The 19,908-nt window shown below is 68.1% G+C and carries 14 protein-coding genes and 1 tRNA gene; 10 read left to right on the top strand and 5 right to left on the bottom strand.

Translation table 11 applies throughout. From position 1 onward, the window contains the following. Positions 1-5: 5 nt before the first annotated feature. A complete protein-coding gene (locus tag OG947_RS18705) occupies positions 6-1,256 on the top strand; it encodes a KasA/KasB family beta-ketoacyl-ACP synthase (protein WP_027505755.1) in 1,251 nt (416 codons plus the stop codon). A 130-nt stretch (positions 1,257-1,386) separates the two neighbouring features. Further along, complete coding sequence (locus OG947_RS18700; protein WP_056445733.1) at positions 1,387-2,820, top strand: acyl-CoA carboxylase subunit beta; 1,434 nt, start codon at positions 1,387-1,389, stop codon at positions 2,818-2,820. Positions 2,821-2,889: 69 nt separating this feature from the next. Here OG947_RS18700 and OG947_RS18695 read toward each other — a convergent pair whose 3' ends face one another. Continuing rightward, entirely contained in the window at positions 2,890-3,393 is a 504-nt protein-coding gene (locus tag OG947_RS18695) for a DUF3145 domain-containing protein (RefSeq protein WP_027505753.1), read from the bottom strand. A 147-nt stretch (positions 3,394-3,540) separates the two neighbouring features. Next, entirely contained in the window at positions 3,541-4,368 is an 828-nt protein-coding gene (locus OG947_RS18690; protein WP_328812609.1) for a serine hydrolase domain-containing protein, read from the bottom strand. A 71-nt stretch (positions 4,369-4,439) separates the two neighbouring features. Here OG947_RS18690 and OG947_RS18685 point away from each other — a divergent pair, with 71 nt between their 5' ends. Continuing rightward, positions 4,440-6,680 carry a molybdopterin-dependent oxidoreductase gene (locus OG947_RS18685; protein ID WP_328812608.1) on the top strand — a complete coding sequence of 747 codons (2,241 nt, stop codon included), beginning with the start codon at positions 4,440-4,442 and terminating at the stop codon, positions 6,678-6,680. Here OG947_RS18685 and OG947_RS18680 read toward each other — a convergent pair. After that, complete coding sequence (locus tag OG947_RS18680) at positions 6,599-8,443, bottom strand: putative bifunctional diguanylate cyclase/phosphodiesterase (RefSeq protein WP_328812607.1); 1,845 nt, start codon at positions 8,441-8,443, stop codon at positions 6,599-6,601. The genes OG947_RS18685 and OG947_RS18680 overlap by 82 nt on opposite strands. A gap of 241 nt (positions 8,444-8,684) precedes the next feature. Here OG947_RS18680 and OG947_RS18675 point away from each other — a divergent pair, with 241 nt between their 5' ends. The 4 genes from OG947_RS18675 to OG947_RS18660 all read left to right on the top strand — a co-directional run bounded on the left by OG947_RS18675 (position 8,685) and on the right by OG947_RS18660 (position 13,914). Next, entirely contained in the window at positions 8,685-9,092 is a 408-nt protein-coding gene (locus tag OG947_RS18675; protein ID WP_222649309.1) for a PAS domain-containing protein, read from the top strand. 68 nt (positions 9,093-9,160) lie between these two features. Beyond that, the gene (locus OG947_RS18670) at positions 9,161-9,883 is read left to right on the top strand and encodes a hypothetical protein (RefSeq protein ID WP_051613357.1); all 723 of its coding nucleotides are present in this window, start codon (positions 9,161-9,163) and stop codon (positions 9,881-9,883) included. Positions 9,884-9,905: 22 nt separating this feature from the next. Continuing rightward, entirely contained in the window at positions 9,906-12,011 is a 2,106-nt protein-coding gene (locus tag OG947_RS18665) for an Rv1355c family protein (RefSeq protein WP_328812606.1), read from the top strand. A 73-nt stretch (positions 12,012-12,084) separates the two neighbouring features. Next, on the top strand, positions 12,085-13,914 hold the full coding sequence (locus OG947_RS18660; RefSeq protein WP_328812605.1) for a putative bifunctional diguanylate cyclase/phosphodiesterase: 1,830 nt from the start codon (positions 12,085-12,087) through the stop codon (positions 13,912-13,914). Between the two features lie 3 nt (positions 13,915-13,917). On the opposite strand, the gene OG947_RS18655 is transcribed toward OG947_RS18660, so the two are convergent. After that, positions 13,918-14,064 carry a hypothetical protein gene (locus OG947_RS18655; RefSeq protein ID WP_197027787.1) on the bottom strand — a complete coding sequence of 49 codons (147 nt, stop codon included), beginning with the start codon at positions 14,062-14,064 and terminating at the stop codon, positions 13,918-13,920. A gap of 67 nt (positions 14,065-14,131) precedes the next feature. Here OG947_RS18655 and OG947_RS18650 point away from each other — a divergent pair. Together OG947_RS18650 and OG947_RS18645 are read left to right on the top strand one after the other, a co-directional pair. Beyond that, positions 14,132-14,205 (top strand) — tRNA-Ile (locus OG947_RS18650). A gap of 223 nt (positions 14,206-14,428) precedes the next feature. Beyond that, entirely contained in the window at positions 14,429-16,747 is a 2,319-nt protein-coding gene (locus tag OG947_RS18645; protein ID WP_328812604.1) for a sensor domain-containing protein, read from the top strand. Positions 16,748-16,750: 3 nt separating this feature from the next. On the opposite strand, the gene OG947_RS18640 is transcribed toward OG947_RS18645, so the two are convergent. Further along, positions 16,751-17,491 carry a GAF and ANTAR domain-containing protein gene (locus tag OG947_RS18640; protein WP_056445747.1) on the bottom strand — a complete coding sequence of 247 codons (741 nt, stop codon included), beginning with the start codon at positions 17,489-17,491 and terminating at the stop codon, positions 16,751-16,753. A 197-nt stretch (positions 17,492-17,688) separates the two neighbouring features. Between OG947_RS18640 and treS the strand changes: the two genes are divergently transcribed. Further along, on the top strand, positions 17,689-19,872 hold the full coding sequence (gene treS / locus OG947_RS18635) for a maltose alpha-D-glucosyltransferase (protein ID WP_027505747.1): 2,184 nt from the start codon (positions 17,689-17,691) through the stop codon (positions 19,870-19,872). Positions 19,873-19,908 lie beyond the last annotated feature (36 nt).

The raw sequence follows: 19,908 nt of genomic DNA, 5'->3' as shown, positions 1-19,908 counted from the left end.
CGACCGTGACCACGCCCAGCACAGCCAACGGGGGCTTCCGCAACGTCGTCGTGACCAGCCTGGCGGTGACCACCTCCATCGCCGGTGACGTCGACGCGACGTGGAAGGGACTGCTGAACGGGGAGAGCGGCATCGACGTGCTCGAGGACGATTTCGTCACCGAGTTCGACCTTCCGGTTCGCATCGGCGGCCATCTGGCCGTCAATCCATCGACTCTTCTCTCTCGCGTCGAGCAACGACGCATGAGCTACGTCGAGCAGATGGCATACGTCCTGGGCAAGGAGGTGTGGAAGAACGCCGGCAGCCCCGAGGTCGACTCGGAGCGGTTCGGCGTCTCTATCGGCACCGGCCTGGGCGGCGGAGACGCACTGCTCGACGCCGACAAGAAGATGCGCGAGGGCGGGTACCGCAAGGTGTCCCCGCTCGCCGTGCAGATGATCATGCCGAACGGACCGTCGGCTGTCGTGGGGCTCGACCTGGGTGCACGCGCCGGTGTCATCACACCGGTGTCGGCATGCTCGTCGGGATCGGAAGCGATCGCTCACGCATGGCGGATGATCGTCATGGGCGACGCGGACATCATGGTCACGGGTGGGGTCGAGGGACACATCGACGCGGTACCGATCGCGGCCTTCTCGATGATGCGTGCCATGAGCACACGTAACGACGATCCGCAGGCGGCCTCGCGGCCGTTCGACAAGGATCGTGACGGCTTCGTCTTCGGCGAGTCCGGTGCGCTCATGGTGATCGAGAGCGAGGAGCACGCCAAGGCTCGCGGCGCGACGATCCATGCTCGCCTTCTCGGCGCCGGCATCACCTCGGACGGGTACCACCTGGTGGCTCCCGATCCGGCCGGAACCGGTGCGGCGCGTGCGATGCGCCGGGCCATCGAGACGGCGGGACTGACGGCGCAGGACATCTCGCACGTCAACGCCCACGCCACGGCCACTCCCATCGGGGACACGGCCGAGGCCACCGCGATCAACGCTGCGGTGGGCAACCACGCATCGGTGTACGCACCGAAGTCGGCCCTCGGGCACTCCATCGGCGCTGTCGGCGCCCTGGAGTCGATCCTGACAGTGCTCAGCATCCGGGACGGGATCGTTCCGCCCACGCTGAACCTGGACAACCAGGATCCGGAGATCGACCTCGACGTCGTGTCGGGCGAGGCCCGTCGCGGCGAGATCGAATACGCACTGAACAACTCGTTCGGATTCGGTGGGCACAATGTTGCGCTCGCCTTCGGACGCCACTGACGGCTCCGCAGCCGTCACGGCGTGACAGTCGTACGCGCACGAGGGCGGAGGTCCGGCGACCGCGGTCGCCGGATCTTCGCCCGCACCACCACTCCCCTGCCGGGAGCGGCAGTATGAAGGGGAGAACACGATGACCGTCCTCGCTCCGCACACCCGCCACTCCTCGTCGCGTGACCCGCGCGACCCCCTCGCTCGTCTCGAGAAGCTCTTCGACTCCGGTACGACCACCCCGCTGCACGACCGTGACAAGTCCGGTGTGCTGGCCGCCTCGGGTGAGATCGACGGAGTCCGCACCATCGCCTACTGCTCCGACGCCACCGTCATGGGCGGCGCCATGGGAGTCGACGGCTGCAAGCACATCGTCTCCGCCATCGACGAGGCCCTGGACTCCGGAGCGCCCATCGTCGGCATCTGGCACTCCGGTGGGGCCCGTCTCGCCGAGGGCGTCGAGGCTCTGCACGCCGTCGGGCTGGTCTTCGAGGCCATGGTGCGTGCGTCGGGCACCGTTCCGCAGATCTCGGTCGTGCTCGGATTCGCCGCCGGCGGCGCCGCGTACGGCCCCGCGCTCACCGACGTCGTGATCATGGCCCCCGAGGGCCGGGTCTTCGTGACCGGTCCCGACGTGGTGCGCAGCGTCACCGGCGAGCAGGTCGACATGGCCTCGCTCGGTGGGCCCGACACCCACTTCCGCAAGTCCGGTGTCTGCCACATCGTCGCCGACGACGAACTCGACGCCCTCGCACGGGGACGTCGGCTCGTGTCGATGTTCAGTGAGCAGGGCGAGTTCGACCTGGCCGCCGCCCAGCACGGCGACACCGATCTCAAGGCACTCCTGCCCGCGTCGAACCGCCGCGCGTACGACGTGCACCCGGTCATCAACGAGCTGCTCGACAACGTCGAGGGCGAGTCGTCCTTCGAGGAGTTCCAGGGTGGTTGGGCGCGCAGCATCGTCACCGGGCTCGGCCGCCTCGGCGGTCGCTCGGTCGGTGTCATCGCCAACAACCCGATCCGCCTCGGTGGGTGCCTCAACTCCGAGTCCGCCGAGAAGGCCGCCCGCTTCGTCCGCCTGTGCGATGCCTTCGGCATACCGCTCGTCGTCGTCGTGGACGTCCCGGGATACCTCCCGGGCGTCAGCATGGAGTGGGAGGGCGTGGTCCGCCGCGGCGCCAAACTGCTGCACGCGTTTGCGGAGGCCACCGTGCCCCGCGTGACACTGGTGACCCGCAAGATCTACGGCGGCGCATACATCGCGATGAACTCACGGGCTCTCGGAGCAACGGCCGTCTACGCCTGGCCGGAGTCCGAGGTCGCGGTCATGGGCGCCAAGGCGGCCGTGGGCATCCTGCACAAGAAGGCACTGGCAGCGGCGCCCGATCACGAGCGCGAGGCGCTGCACGACCGTCTGACGGCCGAGCACGAGGCCATCGCCGGTGGTGTCGAGCGGGCCGTGGGCATCGGCGTCGTGGACGCGATCATCGATCCGGCCGCCACCCGCAGCACTCTCACCCGCGCGCTGGCGGACGCCCCGGCGCGCCGTGGTCGCCACAAGAACATCCCGCTCTGAGTGGCGTCGCCCCGTGAGCCTTTTGCGCATCCCTGGATGCGCAAAAGGCTCACGGGGGCCGGAGGCCCACTAACTCGCGAGCCAGGTGACCTCTCCACCGACTCCACCGAGACGGAACTGTTCGAGCTCCGCGTCCCAGGCGGTACCGAGAACGTGATCCAACTGTGCGTACACGTCGCCGCGGCCCTGTTCCAGGATCGACCGCAGTCGCTGCTCGCCCACCATGACGTCGCCGTTGGCACTGGTGGCGCCGTGCCACAGGCCGAGGCCGGGCACGTGCGCGAAGCGTTCACCGTCGACACCCTCACTGGGGTCCTCGGTGACCTCGAAACGCAGCATCTGCCATGAGCGCAGCACGCTGGCCAACCGGGCGCCGGTGCCCACGGGGCCGGTCCAGTTGGTGGTGGCCCGCAGTTGACCGTCGAATGCGGGCTGCGCGGTCCACTTGAGATTTGCTCGGCAGTCGAGCGCATCGGACAGCGCCCATTCGACATGCGGGCACAGCGCGGCCGGCGACGAGTGAATGTAGACGACACCCGTGGTCGAGTCCGCGAATTGGTTCAGTGCGTTCACCGTTGCCTCCAGCTTCGACGAGGGACGTCTTCCCCAACGGCCTGACGCGTCTGCTGATGTACGGCTTCTACCAGTGTGCCTCGAGTTACCCCTGTTACACCAGTCGTTCGGTGTGTCGGGTGGGTTCCGGCGGCGTGTCGCGGCGGGTCACACGCCCGCGAGCACCGTGTCACCCAACGCGGTCCACAACGGCTTGGCCCAGTCCCCGAAGGCGCGGTCGGCGAGCACGACGCACGAGACGCGGGCTTCGGGGTCCACCCAGAGGAACGTTCCCGACTGCCCGAAGTGCCCGAACGTGCGCGCCGAGTTCGTCTCCCCCGTCCAGTGCGGCGACTTGTGGTCACGGAGCTCGAAGCCCAGACCCCAGTCGTTGGGTCGCTGCGACCCGTACCCGGGGAGGATGCCTCCGAGTCCCTCGAACTGCACGCTCGTCGCCTCGTCGACGGTCTGGCGGGAGACGAGCGTCGGTGCGAGCAGTTCTGCCGCGAACGCCTCCATGTCGCAGAGATTGGAGCGGGCTCCGTGGCCGGCCGACCCGTGCAGCTCGGTCGAGGTCATACCCAACGGTTCGAGCACGGCGGCGGACAGGTACTCCTCGAACTCGATGCCGGAACGCTCGGTCACGTGCTCCGCCAGGATCTCGAAGCCGGCGCTCGAGTAGATGCGTTTCGTCCCCGGCGCCGTGGTGGGCCGTCGGTCGTCGAACGCGACTCCCGAGGTGTGGGCGAGAAGGTGTCGGACGGTGGATCCTTCGGGTCCCGCCGCCTCGTCGAGCTCGACGGCTCCCTCCTCCACCGCGACGAGCGCCGCGTAGGCGACGAGGAGCTTGGTGACCGAGGCCAGTTCCTGCACGCGGTCCCGATCACCGTGCCGCGCGGCCACGTCGGGACCGTCGGTGATCACCGCGGCCGACACCGCCGGGACCGGCCAGTCGGTGAGTGAGGACAGAATCTCGGATGCGTTGCCGGTGACCACGAGCCCGACTGTAATTCACACTCGTCACAGAATCTCGATGCGTCCGGGTACACGCGACTAGCGTGCGTGGAATGACCTCGGCTGGAACCACCCGCACCGCCCACGGCACCTGCACCCTCTGCGAGGCCATGTGCGGACTTGAGTACACGGTGACCGACGAGGGTGTGCAGTCCGTCCGCGGGGACAAGAAGGATCCGTTGTCCCGCGGACACATCTGCCCCAAGGCGACCGCGCTCGTCGACATCCTGAACGACCCCGACCGTGTCCGCCGACCGCTGCAGCGCACCGAGTCGGGGTGGCGCGAGATCGGGTGGGACGAAGCGGTGGACCTCGTGGCACGACGCCTGTCCGCCATCCGTGACGAGCACGGCGCCGACGCCGTGGGTGTCTACGCGGGCAACCCCAACGTGCACAGTCTCGGCGCCATGACCCACGGCATCCCGTTCCTGTCGATGCTGCGCACCCGCAACCGGTACTCCGCCACGTCGCTGGACCAGTTGCCGCACCAGCTGACCAACATGTTGTTCTACGGGCATCAGCTCCGTCAGCCGATCGCCGACATCGACAACACCGACTTCTTCCTCGTCCTGGGCGCCAACCCGATGGCGTCGAACGGATCCATGATGACGGTGCCCGATTTCGGGAAGCGGGTGAAGGAACTGCGCGCACGGGGCGGGCGCATGGTGGTGATCGACCCGAGGCGCACCGAGACGGCGGACGTCGCCGACACCCACCACTTCATCCGTCCCGGCACGGATGCTCATCTGCTGCTGGCGCTCGTTCACGTCGTCCTGGCCGACGGCGCCGCTACCCCCGCCCCGTACGTCGACGGCGTCGAGGGTGTGACCGAGGCGGTGGCGGCGTTCACGCCCGAGGCCGTGGCACCTCTCACCGGTATCGACGCCGACGTGATCCGCACGCTGGCACGCGATCTCGCGAGCGCCGGATCGGCCGCGGTCTACGGCCGGATGGGTGTCTCCACCCAGGAGTTCGGCACCGTGTGCCAGTGGGCAGTGCACGTCCTGAACATCCTGACCGGCAATCTCGACCGGGTCGGCGGCGTGCTGTTCACCGATCCGGCCGTCGACCTGATCGCGAACAAGATCACCGGCCGCGGTCATTTCGACAAGTGGCGCAGCCGGGTGCGGGATCTGCCCGAGTTCAGTGGCGAGCTCCCGGCGTCGACCCTCGTGGACGAGATGACCACCGACGGGCCCGGGCGCGTCCGCGCCATGGTGGTGGCGTCGGGCAACCCGGTGCTGTCGATGCCGGGCGGCCCCCGACTCGACGACGCGTTCGCCGGGCTCGACTTCATGGTGTCCTTCGACATCTACGTCAACGAGACCTCACGCCACGCCGACATCATCCTGCCGTCCACGGTGGCCCTCGAGCGGGACCACTACGACCTGATCTTCTCGACGTTCGCGGTGCGGAACACCGCCAAGTTCAATCCGGCCGTCCTGCCGAAAGAGGCCGACGCGCGCCACGACTGGGAGATCTTCCGCGATCTGAGTCTGCGCTACGCCGCCGTCCGCCGCCGCGGAACGCGTGCGCGGACCCTGGGTCGGGTGAACGCCGCGGCCGTGGTCCGTGAGGTGCGCACTCGGCTGTCCCCCGCCCGAACGGTCGAACTCCTGCTGCTGCGCGCTCGCGGGGTCACTCTGCGGACACTTCGTAAGAACCCGCACGGCACCGACCTCGGTCCGCTGCGTCCCGGTCTGCCGGGCAAGCTGCTCACCCGCGATCGGCGTATCGGTCTGATGCACGACGTGATCACCCCGGACATCGACAGACTGCGGAGCGCTCTACTCGCCGCGACGACGTCCGCGGACGGCGAACTGCTCCTGATCGGGCGCCGCCACGTTCGCAGCAACAACTCGTGGATGCACAACGCGCCGCGTCTCGTGAAGGGCAAGCCGCGCCACGGTCTGCTGGCACATCCCGCCGATCTCGACCGTCTCGGCATCGCCGACGGGGACACCGTCGAGGTCGTGTCCGCCGCCGGCTCCGTGCGCATCGAGGTGACGGCGAGCGACTCGGTGATGCCCGGCGTCGTGAGCATCCCGCACGGTTTCGGGCATGACCGCGACGGTGTGCGACTGACGGTGGCCCGCGACGTCCGCGGACCGAGCGTCAACGACCTCACCGATCCGGACCGCGTCGAGGGCGTCGCGGGAAATGCCGTCCTCAACGGTGTCCCGGTGACGCTCCGGCTCGTCAGGACCGACGATCAGGACACGTCGAGCAGCCGGGTCCCGTCGACGAGCAGCGAGCGGAGGGTGGGTTCGTCGACGGGCGGACAGATGGCGTGACCCTGCGCGCGGTGGCAGCCCAGCTCGACCAGAGTGCGCGCCGCCGCGGACGTCTCGACTCCGTTGGCGACGACGTCGAGCCGGAGTGACCGAGCAAGTCCGATCATGACCGAGACGAGCGCACGATCGTCGCCGTCCACGCCGAGCCCGTCGGTGAAGTGCCTGTCGATCTTGAGCACGTCGAGCGGCAACCTCTTGAGATGCAGCAGTGACGAGTAGCCGACACCGAAGTGGTCGATGGCCGTCCTGATTCCCCTGTCGCGCAGGGAGGTGAGGGCTGCGCCCGATCGCGCCACCGAATCCACCACCGCGACCTCGGACAGCTCCAGGCAGAAGCAGGCCGGGTCGATCCCGTGGGTCCGCAGGACGTCCGCCACCTCCTGCGCGAAGTCGCGCACGGCGAGGTGGACCGGTGAGATGTTCACGCGCAGAACCAGGTCGGTGCGACCCGTGGCGTCCCGCCAGCTCACATACGCCCGGCACGCCGCATCGATGACCCAGCGCCCGAGTTCCGGGGCGAGGTTCGCCGCGTCGGCGATGGGCACGAACACGTCGGGCCCGAGCATGCCGCGGGTCGGATGCGGCCAGCGGACGAGAGCTTCCACTGCGGTGATCTCACCGGAACGCAGGTCCACCTCGGGTTGGAAGTGCAGCACCAACCGGTCGTGAGAGATGGCATGGCCCAGCGTCAGCTCGACGTCGGTCCGCAGGTCGTTGGTCGCCGCGATCTCGTCCGAGTAGAGGACGACGCCGTTGCCACCCGACGACTTCACGTGCAGCGCCGCCTGATCCGCCCGGCGCAGCATCTCCGACGGATCCGCGGTTCCCACGGCCACGCCGATACTCGCGGTGCGGGTCACCCTGTCGTCCCCCACCACCATCGGCTCGGCGACCACCGACCGGACCATCTCCGCACGCTCCGCACCGTCCTCGGCCGTGGGCGCACCACCGAGGACGACGACGAACTCGTCCCCGCCGAGCCTCGCCACCACGTCCCCCTCCGGCAGTCGGCGGCGGATGCGGTCCGCGACGGTGCGCAGGAACTCGTCACCCATGCGATGGCCGAGGAAGTCGTTGAGAGCGGCCAGCCGGTCGATGTCCACGAACAGCACGCCCACCGCGGTGCCGTCGCCGGCGCGCCCGTCGAGCAGCTCGGTCAGCCCGTGACGGTTCATCAGCCCGGTCAGTTCGTCGATCATCGCAGTGTGGCGCAGTTCGTTCTCCGCGGCCACGCGCCTCTGCACCTGAGCGAGCATCGCTCCGACCGCAGTGACGGCCTCGAGCTCCTCCGCGGTCCACTGGCGGTCGGCGAATCGAACGAAACCCAGGACGCCCAGGGTGCGGCCGTCGCCGACCAGGGGTACCGCGACCATCGTGGTCGCCGGAACCCCTGATGCGTCCTTCACCCGGTCGCGGTAGTTCTCGGGCTGATCGCTCGGCCTGTAGATCTCGACCTCGGTCTGGCTGCGCGACCGGGCGAACACGGGATCCGCTCTGTCGAAGTACACGACGCCCAACGGATCCGGGTCGGGAACGACGGGCCGCGGGGGCCACTCCGCGACGAGAATAGACGCGTCGATGCGCTCGTCGTTGTGCCGGAGAAAGCACGTGTCCATTCCGAAATCGGTGGACAGGTCTCGGAGCAGCGCCCGGTACGCCTCGACGACGTTCGCGGAGTCGGCACCGAGCAACCGCGTCGCCAACTCGGACACGAGCGTGTTGAGGGGCCGCCGGACACTCGTCCGACCTTCCATCCCATCCATGACTTCTCCTGAAATCCCCTGATCGGCCCGATGCCCCCGCACGGCCGTCACCACCCCACCCGGTCGATGCAGCGTGTCGTACTCGCAGCTCGAGGCATCTTCCGCGCATTCTGATCAACATCTGATCCGAAAATGCATTGACCTGCAACTCATGACATCACACATAAAAACCGACTCTTTACCGGTTTTGCCTCAGTTGCACCGTGGCAGAACCGTAAGTCACTGTGCCACTATCGGTCCCATGTCGGACCTGGTATCGATGAATACGACAGCGAGCCCGGTCACGGCTGCCCCTGACCTCTCGTCCCTGTACTACCGAGTCGTGCGGTCCGACCGGGCGACGACGCTGCACGACGGCTCCGGCGCTCTCGCGTTCTACAACTCCGCGTGCAGCAACCTGCTCGGCTACGACTCGGGCGAGCTCGCGCTGCTCGGATCGTCCGCAGTGCTCCATCCTGCCGACACCGAGGCCCTCGCCGATGCGACCGCGCGGGCGTATGCCGCCCTCGACGGCTCGGCCGACGCTCGGCTCCGGCTGGTCCACAAGGACGGTGGGGCCGTCGAGGTGGATCTCGAACTCTCCCGGGTACAGGTCGGGGACCGTCGATACCTGCTCGTCGAGTCGACGCCGGTCGCCCCCGCGGCCTGACTCGCCGGGCCGGAGGCACGACCGCTGAACCCCGGTGGACACCATCCCGAGTACAGGAGCGCCAGACCATGACGGCCCCGCCACTCTCGACCACGCACACACGCCCCACACACGCCTTCGGGTACTACGACGATCCGGTGTTCGAGTGCACCGTGGTCGCCACCTCCCCCACCTCCCGCCCGGATCTGTGGCGTCGCTACCTCGAAGGTGCACGCATCAGTTACGAGCGGCACGACGTGTCCGTCGCCCTCGAGTACGACACCATCCGCGACGGGCGGAACACGACCATCTTTCTGTGCGCCCTGGATGCGTCCGGGCGCATGCTCGCCGGCATCCGCGTCCAGGGTCCGTACGAGCACGCCCGTCAGACGCACGCCGACCTGGAGTGGCAACGGAACCCGTTGGCGCGGAACGTCTTGCGAGACGCTGTCAACGACCGTCTCCGCGAGGGAGTCATCGAGCTCAAATCGGGCTGGGTGGATCGTGCAGCGCCACGCGACAAACGTCTCGTCGACATGATCGCGCACGCAGGACCGCTGGCGTGCTCGTTGCTCGGGGTGCGTTTCGCACTCTCCACCGCTGCGGACCATGCCGTGTCCATGTGGCAGAAGTCGGGGGCCGTGGTGGCCGATACGATCGACCCCACGCCGTATCCGGACGACCGCTACAGCACGAGGGCCCTCTGGTGGGATCTGAACACGTTCCGAGAGACCGCTCACGCGCATCACGCTCGACGGATCGACGACGCGGCAGCGCAACTGGTCCACACCTGGTCCACGGGAACGACATAGGCCCGACACGAAGGAGCGACTCGTGACCGATGCGCTGACAGGCTCTGCTGCACTCGTTCTCGATCCACACTCGGAGAACGATCGAGCGGTCGTCGAGTCTCTGCTCGGCGACGGTGTGACCGTCGTTCTCGACACACTCGACGCCCAGGCACGGGGACTGTCCGCGCTGGTCCCCCGGCCCGATGACGACGTTCTGGACGAATCCCCTCGCTGGGTGCACTATCCGTGGCGCCGCACGCTCGTCCGCGTTCTCGGGCCTCGCGGGTTCCGGCGGCTCCGGCTCGACCGCAACCGCAACAAGATCACCGCCGAGGAGCAGGACCGGTTCGGCGCGGCGAAGATCGGCGTCGTGGGTCTCAGCGTGGGGCACGCGGTCGCGCACACCCTGGCCCTCGAGGGACTGTGCGGGGAATTGCGGGTCGCCGACTTCGACGAGTTGGAGCTCTCCAACCTCAACCGGATCCCGTCGACCGTTCTCGACCTGGGCGAGAGCAAGACCGACATCGTCGCCCGGCGCATCGCCGAGCTGGACCCTTACCTGTCCGTGCGCGTCGAAGCACGCGGCATCACCGCCGACACGGTCGACGACTTCCTGGACGGCCTCGACATCGTCGTCGAGGAATGCGATTCCCTCGACGTGAAGGTCCTGCTGCGTGAAGCCGCCAAGCGGCATCGCATCCCGGTGATCATGGAGACCAGCGACCGCGGACTTCTCGACGTGGAACGGTTCGATCTCGAGCCCGATCGTCCGATCTTCCACGGCGCCGTCGGCACTCTCTCGTCGGGCGCCCTCACCGGTCTCAGCACGCGCGACAAGGCACCCCACGTCATGTCGATCCTCGGTGCATCCGACGTGTCCGCGCGGTTCGCCGCGTCCATGGTCGAAGTCGACCGCACGATCTCGACGTGGCCGCAGCTCGGGAGCGACGTCGCTCTGGGAGGAGCAACGGTCGCAGCGGTGGTGCGGCGCATCGTGTTGGGGCAATCCATGCCGTCCGGTCGCACCCGTGTCGACGTCGACGGCGCGCTCGACACCCTCGGAACGACCGAGAGCGCCGGGGACCCCGTCGACGAGCCGGCGCCCACGACGGCGCCCACGACACCGACCTCGGTCGTGGACTCCATGGTGGAGGCCGCTCGGCGCGCTCCGTCCGGCGGCAACGTTCAGCCGTGGATCGTGACCACGTCCGACGACGTCGTCACGATCACGCTCGATCCTCTGCGCACCACCGGTCTCGATGTCGCGCACCGCGGGAGCCGAATCGCCCTGGGCGCCGCGGTGTTCAACGCTCGGGTCGCCGCGGCCCGAGCCGGACTCACGGCGGTGCCTACCGTCGTCGACGAGGGGGACGGTCGCGTACGCGTCGATCTGACACCGGCGCGAAGGCCGGACACTGCCCTCGCTCCCCTCCACGAGGCCATGATGCGGCGTTCGACGAACCGTCACCCGGGCACACCGACCGCCCTGGCCGACGAGGTCGTGCGCGACCTGTGCGCGGCGGCTGCAGCGGAGGACGGCTCAGCGGTCGTGATCACGGATCGGGCGGCGCTGTCCGAGATCGGCGAGATCCTGGCGGAATCGGACCGACTCCGCTACCTCACCACTACGCTGCACGCCGAGATGATGTCCGAACTGAGGTGGCCCGGAGACGACGACCCGGACACCGGTATCGATGTGGCCACTCTGGCCCTCGACGCCACCGACCTGGTCAAGCTCGACGTCGCCCGACGACCCGACGTGATGCGTCTTCTCGCGGACTGGGACACCGGCACGGCATTGGGCGACGACACGCGCGATCGGATGGCGACCACGTCCGCGGTACTCGTCGTGTTCGCGCCGGGAACCACCGGCCGCGATCACGTCGTCGCCGGCGGTGCAGTGGAGCGTGCGTGGATCACGGCCGAGTTGCACGGTCTGGCAGTCCATCCCGTGTCTCCCGTGTTCCTCTACGCCTCGGAGGAGCACGAATTCGACGCTCTGTCCCCGCGTTACGCCGAGCGACTACGCGCACTGCGTCACCGCTTCCTAGATACCGCTGGTCAGCCGCCAGACAAACCGGTCGGCCTCGTATTGCGACTGTCTCACTGCGCAATTCCCGCCGTTCGAAGTCGGCGTCGACCTCGCTGACGGCACTCTTCGCGGTACAGTCGGCTGAACGAGTGCAGTCCAGCGCTCCGCAGCCACGCGAGGAGACCCGACGTTGGAGCGCCGTCCGAGCTTCGACGTGCTGGTGACCCGGGTGGCGACCCATCTGATCGGCGTCAACGCCGCCACGGTCGGTGCGGGCTACGAGAAGGTCCTCTCGAATCTCGTCGACTACTTCGACGTGGACGCCGCCTATCTCCGGCATCACGACGCGCAACGCCGTGCCACCGTGATGGTGGCGGAGTGGCCCGCGCGTACCGACGTCCCTGATCCCGACCCACTGGGGACCGTCACCTTTCGTGACGCCGACCCCGTGTTCGCCGCGACGGAGCACCTCAAGGAGCCGCTGCTCTTCCGCCCCGATCCCGCCATGGAGGACTACCGCCGACGCGTCGAGAGTGCCTCGGGTTACCAGAGCATCTCGATGGCATCGGTCCCGCTCGTCACCCGCGACACGACGACCGGAACCCTGGGGTTGGTCGCGTCGGGCGACCGCGAGTGGTCGGACGAGGAGGTCGACGCGCTCGAGGCGATCGCCACCCTCTTCTCCCAACTGCAGGCTCGGATCGACGCCGAGGAGCACCTGCGGTGGGCCGCCACGCACGACGCGTTGACGGGGTTGCTCAACCGGCGGGGTGTCTCGGAGCTGCTGTCCGGTCGACTCGCCGGGGGCGGTGACGCATTCGCGGTGCTCTACTTCGACCTCGATCGACTCAAGGCCCTGAACGATTTCCTGGGGCACTCGGCCGGTGACACGTTCCTCCGCACGGTCGGTGCACGGCTGCAGCGGCATTCGGACGCGGACACTCTTCTCGCACGGTGGGGCGGCGACGAGTTCGTGGTCGTTCTTCCCGGTCCGATGACCGAGGACGACGCGTACGCCGAGGCCTGCCGCATTCTCACCGTGGTGACCGCACGGGTCGACATGGCGGGCGAGTACGTCTCACGGACCGCCAGTATCGGTGTCGCACTGGGCATCCCCGGCAGCGGTACGGTCGATTCGGTGATCGCGGACGCCGACCAGGCTGCGCTGGCCGCCAAGACGGCCGGGGGCAATCAGGTCTCGCTGTTCAGTTCCGAGATCCGCGAACGCAACGAGTTGCAGAACGACATCGAGCTGCATCTGCGCGCAGCGATCGAGGGCGAGTCACTGCTCCTGCACTTCCAACCCGAGATCGACCTCACGACAGACCGCATCACCGCGGTCGAGGCCCTGGTGCGGTGGCAGCATCCCACGCGGGGCATGCTGCCGCCCGTCGAGTTCATCGCCATCGCCGAGGCCGTCAACCTAGCCACCGACCTCGGACGGTGGGTTCTCCACACCGCGTGCAGAACGTACGCGTCGTGGCGCTCGACGTTGGGAACACTGGACATCGCACTGCGGGTCAATGTGTCACCCGCACAGTTGGTCTCGCTCGACTTCGTGCACACCGTACGAGAGGCGTTGTCCCGGTACTCCCTCGAGCCGCAGTACCTGTGCATCGAGATCACCGAGGTGGCGGTGGTCCACGACATCGTCCTGGCCGCACGGGCTCTGCGCGACATCCGTGCACTCGGGGTACGCGTGGCCATCGACGACTTCGGCACCGGGTACAGCTCGCTCTCGCATCTCAAGACGTTGCCGGTCGACGCGGTGAAGATCGATCGCGAGTTCGTCACCCACCTCGCGACCAGTAGGGACGACCGCGCGATCGTCGAGGCCGTCACCGCCCTCGCTCGGGCCTACGACCTCGACCTCATCGCGGAGGGGCTCGAGGACGTCGACGCCCGTGCCGTGTTGCTGGAACTGGGGTGCACGCGCGCGCAGGGGTACCTATACGCCCGCCCCCAGCCCGCCGACGTCGTCCTCGAGATGCTGAGAGTCGGAACGCTCACACCGAGCTGAACGTCAGCCCTCCGCCTGATCGGGCTGCGTTCCGGCCGCGTCGTCCAGTTCCGACGGGTCCGCGTCGGGGTCGCGCGAGGAGTCGTAGGGCCTCTCCGAGGAGGTCGAGGGTTCGTCGGACACGGGCGAGTCGCCGTTCGGTTCGGTCATGCGGCACGCGTACCCACGGCCGCCGTCGCTAATCCTGCCCAGGTATCGTGAGCGCGCGTCAGCGCCGGGGGCGGTAGCTCAGTCGGTTAGAGCCGTGGACTCATAATCCATTGGTCGCGGGTTCGAGCCCCGCCCGCCCCACTCGGACCCTTCGCCTTCCCACACCTCGGTCGTCAGGCCAGGACGTCCCCCTCGCCGGGACACCGTTGTCCCGACACGCACACACCGTCGTTTCGGCTGTTCGTCTGCTATATTTTAAACTCTAGGTTTGTTTCGAAGCGATCGACCCGGCTACCCGTCTGTTCGTCGACTCCGAACGGTGACGAGAGAGGCAGGACCGACGGCAGAGCCGTGAGGAACGACGATGATGCCCGACGAGGATGGATCAGACCCGCGCCCGACGCTGTCGGAGGCCTTCATGTCCTCGCGACTCGGTCTCGCGACGGTGTTCGACCATTCCCCCGACGTGGTGCTCGTGTCCACGTCCGACGGCCGGATCGTCCACGCGAATCCCGAGGCGTCGAGGACTCTCGGACTCGACGGCGGTGAGCACGGGCCGCCGGACGATCCGACCGTGGACGCCGTCGTCGTCCCCACTCCCCCCACGACGCTCACGGACATCCTCTCGGCTGTCCAGCTCCACGGAACTTGGCTCGGCCGAACAGAACTGGTGCATCACCTCACAGGAGAAAGGCTCGCGGTGTCCACCTCAGCATTCGCCGTACGCGGCCACGACGACGACTCGTCCCTGGTCGTCTCGATCCATCGCGACGCCTCTGCACAGAATGCCGACGACCATCTCCTGCAGAAGGCTCTGGACGCGTCGACCTTCCGGGCGTCCGAGCAGCGGGTCGTCGCCGAGCTGAGCAGGCTCGCTCTGCGCGGCCGGCTCGACGACCTTCTGTCGGCGGCCACCGACGCCGTCGTGACGCTGTACGGGGCGCGGTGCGCCGTCATCACCCGCGCGCACGACCTGCCTGCCACTCTCGAGATCATCGCCGCCACGGGGGACGACGCACCGCACGATCTGTGCGCCACCGGACCGTCCTCGATCACCGCGTTCGCCAGCCGATCGGCCACCCGGATCGTGTGGTCCGGGGACGCGCACGAGTCCAGGTTCGACGTCGCCGCCCTCGTCGCGGGTGGTGTCGACAACGCGGTCGCCGTGCCGATCGACGGCACCGGCCAGCCGTGGGGTGTGTTGACCGTCCTCGGGGTCGACTCGCGCTATCTCTCGTCCGCCACCGGGTCGTCCGTGCCGATCATCGACATCACGACGGCGGGGCCGCCGATTCTGGTCCCGGACAATCCGATGCTCGACACCGGCGCCCTCGACACGGTGTCCGACGTCGTGTCCGCAGCCGTGCATCGTGTCGGCGTCGAGAGCGAACTGCGCTACCGCAGCCTCCGGGACCCGCTGACGGGGCTCCCCAATCGCGCGCTGGCGTACGACCGCATCGAGTCCGCCGTCGAGCGGGGCGTCGCGAAGGCCACCACGACGGCCGTCATGCTCATCGACCTCGACGACTTCAAGTCCATCAACGACGGGCTGGGGCACGAGGCGGGCGACTCGGCTCTGGTGTCCATCGGCAACCGCCTCACCCGGGCATCGCGCCCCGGCGACACCGTGGCTCGCCTGGGCGGCGACGAGTTCGTGGCGGTCTGCGAGAACCTCTCCGGTCCGGAGGAGTCGATCGCCGTGGCGCAGGCCTACGCGGACGCCGTGCGGGCGGCCATCGTCGTCGACGGCAACGAACTGCGCATCACCGCGAGCATCGGCGTCGCGTTGGCGGACGACACCGTGCCCGGCAACGAGCTCATCCGCCGCGCCGACGTGGCGATGTATCGCGCGAAGGACACCGGTCGCGGGAACGTCGCGGTGTTCGACACCGACGATCGAGAGCACCGCCGCAACCAGTTGGCTCTGTCGGCCGATCTCCGGTCGGCTCTCGACAGCCAGATCCTGACGCTCGCGTACCAGCCCATCTTCGACATCGCGACCGGCCGCATCACCGCCGTGGAGGCACTCGCGCGGTGGCAGCACCCCACCCTCGGCTCGGTGAGCCCGGAGACCTTCGTCCGGATCGCCGAGCGCACGGGCCAGATCAACACCCTCGGCCTGTGGGCTCTGCACACCGCGTGCGTGCAGGCGGCGGAGTGGCAGGCCATCTCGGACGTCGGCGTGCGAGTCAACGTCAGTGCCCTGCAGCTTCGCCAGCCCGAGTTCGTGGCCAGCGTCGCCCGCATCCTCGCCAGTTCCGGTCTGCCGGTGGGCCGACTCGGCCTGGAGATCACCGAGACGGTGTGGCTCGCGGACACGGCGCAGGTGCGGGACGCCCTCACCGAACTGCACGAGATGGGCGTGTCCATCCTCCTGGACGATCTGGGCAGCGGCCACAGCTCCGTCACCTACCTCAGCCGGTATCCCGTCATCGAGGCGTTCAAGATCGATCAGACGTACATCCAGGCCATGCCGGGCAAGCAGCCCGAGGCCATCGTGTCCGCCATCGTGTCCCTGGCACACGCGTTCGACGTCGCCGTCGTCGGCGAGGGTGTCGAGTCACAGGCCCAGTTCGACCGTCTGCGGGACAGTGGCTGCGATCTGGCCCAGGGCTTCTGGCTCGCCCACCCGGCCAGCGCGAACGAGGTCACCTCGATGCTGCTGGAGCGACGCGCCGGCTGACCGTCAGCCGGCCGGATCGGTCCTGGTGGCATCGCGCACGAAGTCGGCGGCCACCTCGCGAACTCGCACGTTCCGGCGCTGCGCCTCACGCGAGAGCACGTCGAACGCCGCGTCCGCGTCGAGACCGCGCATCGCCATCAGAATGCCCTTGGCCTGCTCGATGGGGGCGCGTCGCGCCATGGCATCGCGCAATCCGCTCACCGTGGTGGTGGCGTCGGTGTAGCGAGCATGCTCGCCGATGGCCCGTCCCACCGTGGTGGTGAGGCTGTCCAGGATGTCGGCGTCCATGTCGTCGAAGGCGTCGGCGGACGAGCCGTACAGGTTGAACGAGCCGATCACGCCGTCGAGAGTCCTGATGGGCGAGGCGAGGAACGAGTGCACACCCTCGGTGCGCGCCGCGGCCGCGAACTCCGGCCACCGCTGCTCGGTGCTGTCGCAGTCGACGACGATCGTGGTGTCGGTACGGGACGCCTCGAGGCACGGACCCTCGCCGGTCTCGTACTGCATCTCGTCCACTGCGAGGGTGGTGCTGTCGGTGTAGACCGCCGTGTACGTGGTGCCGTCGTAATCGATTGTCACGCCGCAACTGTCGGCGCCCCTGATGACGTCGTGCGCGAGATCCACCGACCGCTGCAGCAACTCGCCGAGCTCGTCCGTGTCCTCGATGCGTCGACCCAGCGAGCCGACGATCTCACCGAGTCGTTCGGGTGTCAGGCCACCTTCGGCCCGCCCTTCCGTGTCCATTGCACCATTCGATCACACGCCCGCCGATCCACCGAGGCGTGTTCGGCACACTCCGTCGGTCCGTGCGTAGTCTGAGGTGCGGTCGGCGTTTCGGTTCGTCGACCCTCGGGTAGTTCCCCGGACGGCATGCAGACCAGGCACGCCTGTGGGAGCTTCCCATCGAAGATGTCCGCGCGTCCCGTCATATCGGAGGAACAGTGGATCCGGAAGTTCAGCACGAACCCAGCGAGATCACGTACGACGAGAGCTTCTACCCGGCCAGGCCTCGCCCGTTGAAGCCGTCGGTGCGTCGTGCGTATCGCACTGCGGGCGCGCTGCCCCAGGGTGACGCCGACGCCTCCAATCCCGAGTACGTGTCGTGGCTCGTCGACCGGTCGATGCTGCACGATGCCAAGCTGATCGCGGAACAGTTGTCCGGCAAGGGCAGCATGTGGCAGAACCCCTACGCGTCGCCGGATCCGCGCGGAGCCGTCGAACGCGCACCCGTGTGGTTCACCGCGTACCCCATCTCGCTCATCGCGGCTCCAGGACAGAGCTTTCTCGGCACGCTCGGCGACGAGGCCCTGTGGCAGGTGTTCTCGGACATCGGCATCACGGCCGTGCACACCGGCCCCGTCAAGGAGGCCGGCGGACTGCACGGGTGGCATGCCACACCGTCGGTCGACGGCCACTTCGACCGCGTCAGCATGCAGATCGACCCGGCGTTCGGCTCCGAGGAGGAGTTCCGGCGGCTGTGCGTCGTCGCGTCCGCCTACGAGGGCATCGTCATCGACGACATCGTCCCCGGACACACCGGCAAGGGCGCCGATTTCCGATTGGCGGAGATGAACGTCTCCGACTACCCCGGCATCTACCACATGGTGGAGATCGAGCCGCAGGACTGGCACCTGCTCCCCCGCGTGAAGGCGGGCCAGGACTCGGTGAACATCGATGCCGAGTCCGAGGCCAATCTCGCTCGTGCCGGGTACATCGTCGGCCAGCTCCAGCGCGTCATCTTCTACGAAATGGGCGTCAAGGAGACCAACTGGAGTGCCACGCCGGTCATCCGCGGAGTCGACGGGGTCGAGCGCCGCTGGGTGTACCTGCACTACTTCAAGGCGGGTCAGCCCTCCATCAACTGGCTCGATCCCTCGTTCGCCGGTATGCGCCTCGTCATCGGCGACGCCTGCCACTCCATCGCGGACCTCGGCGCCGGCGCACTGCGTCTCGACGCCAACGGGTTCCTCGGAGTCGAGCGCCGGACCGAGGGTCCGGGATGGTCCGAGGGCCACCCGCTCTCGGAGGCCGCCAATCACCTCATCTCCAGTGTGGTGCGCAAGATGGGTGGCTTCACCTTCCAGGAGCTGAACCTCACCATCGACGACATCAAGGCGATGGGAAGCAGCGGCGCCGATCTGTCCTACGACTTCATCAACCGCCCCGCCTATCACCACGCGCTCGTCATGGGGAACACCGAGTTCCTCAGGCTCACCATGAATCTGGCGCGGGACCACGGTGTGGACACCGCCTCGCTGGTGCACGCGCTGCAGAACCACGACGAGATGACCTTCGAGCTGGTGCACTTCGCGACCCTGCACCGTGAGGACGAATTCTCGTACGGCGGCGACGTGATCAAGGGCGGCGATCTGGGGGACCAGATCCGCGCCGAACTGTGCGAACGACTCACCGGCCGGTGGGCGCCGTACAACCGCACGTTCACCAACAACGGGATCGCCTGCACCACCGCGTCGGTCATCACGGCGTCGTTGGGCATTCGCGACCTCGACCGGATGGACGACACCGACATCGAGACGGTCAAGCGCGCCCATCTCATGCTGGCCATGTACAACGCGCTGCAACCGGGCGTGTTCGCGCTGTCCGGCTGGGACCTCACCGGCATCCTCCCGGTGCCGGCGGAGGAGGTCGCCGATCTCATCCGTGAGGGCGACACCCGCTGGATCAACCGTGGGGCTCACGACCTCATGAACACCTCGCCCGACGCCACCCGGTCGGAGTCCGGGATCCCCCGTGGCCGCAGTCTCTACGGCTCGTTGCCGGAGCAGATGAAGGACTCGACGTCGTTCGCGCGTCAGCTGTCCCGCATCCTCGATGTGCGGACGAGGTACGGCATCGCGACGGCCACCCAGCTCGACGTCCCGTCCGTGTCGCACAAGGGGCTGCTCGTCCTGGTGCACCAGCTGGGCAACGGATCCATCTCGGCGACGGTGCTGAACTTCACGGGCGACGAGATCCACGCGACGGTGCAGTCGAAGCACCTCACCGGCGGGGCCACGGTGGTGGACCTGTTCACCGACCAGGACATCGCCGTCGTCGACGAGCTGGGCAGTTTCCCTATGACCCTGCAGCCCTACCAGGGCGTCCCGGTGATGCTCAGGGGCTGATGCCGAGAGGTGGCCGGGGAAGGTTAGGCTAACCAG

The sequence above is a fragment of the Rhodococcus sp. NBC_00297 genome (assembly GCF_036173065.1).
GTDB lineage: Bacteria > Actinomycetota > Actinomycetes > Mycobacteriales > Mycobacteriaceae > Rhodococcoides.
This window is presented reverse-complemented; position numbering and strand designations above follow the sequence as displayed.

Coding starts and splice junctions, on each gene's coding strand:
- OG947_RS18700 (WP_056445733.1), top strand. CDS start 1,387: ATGACCGTCCTCGCTCCGCACACCCGCCACTCCTCGTCGCGTGACCCG.
- OG947_RS18685 (WP_328812608.1), top strand. CDS start 4,440: ATGACCTCGGCTGGAACCACCCGCACCGCCCACGGCACCTGCACCCTC.
- OG947_RS18680 (WP_328812607.1), bottom strand. CDS start 8,443: ATGGATGGGATGGAAGGTCGGACGAGTGTCCGGCGGCCCCTCAACACG.
- OG947_RS18675 (WP_222649309.1), top strand. CDS start 8,685: ATGTCGGACCTGGTATCGATGAATACGACAGCGAGCCCGGTCACGGCT.
- OG947_RS18670 (WP_051613357.1), top strand. CDS start 9,161: ATGACGGCCCCGCCACTCTCGACCACGCACACACGCCCCACACACGCC.
- OG947_RS18655 (WP_197027787.1), bottom strand. CDS start 14,064: ATGACCGAACCGAACGGCGACTCGCCCGTGTCCGACGAACCCTCGACC.
- OG947_RS18645 (WP_328812604.1), top strand. CDS start 14,429: ATGATGCCCGACGAGGATGGATCAGACCCGCGCCCGACGCTGTCGGAG.
- OG947_RS18640 (WP_056445747.1), bottom strand. CDS start 17,491: ATGGACACGGAAGGGCGGGCCGAAGGTGGCCTGACACCCGAACGACTC.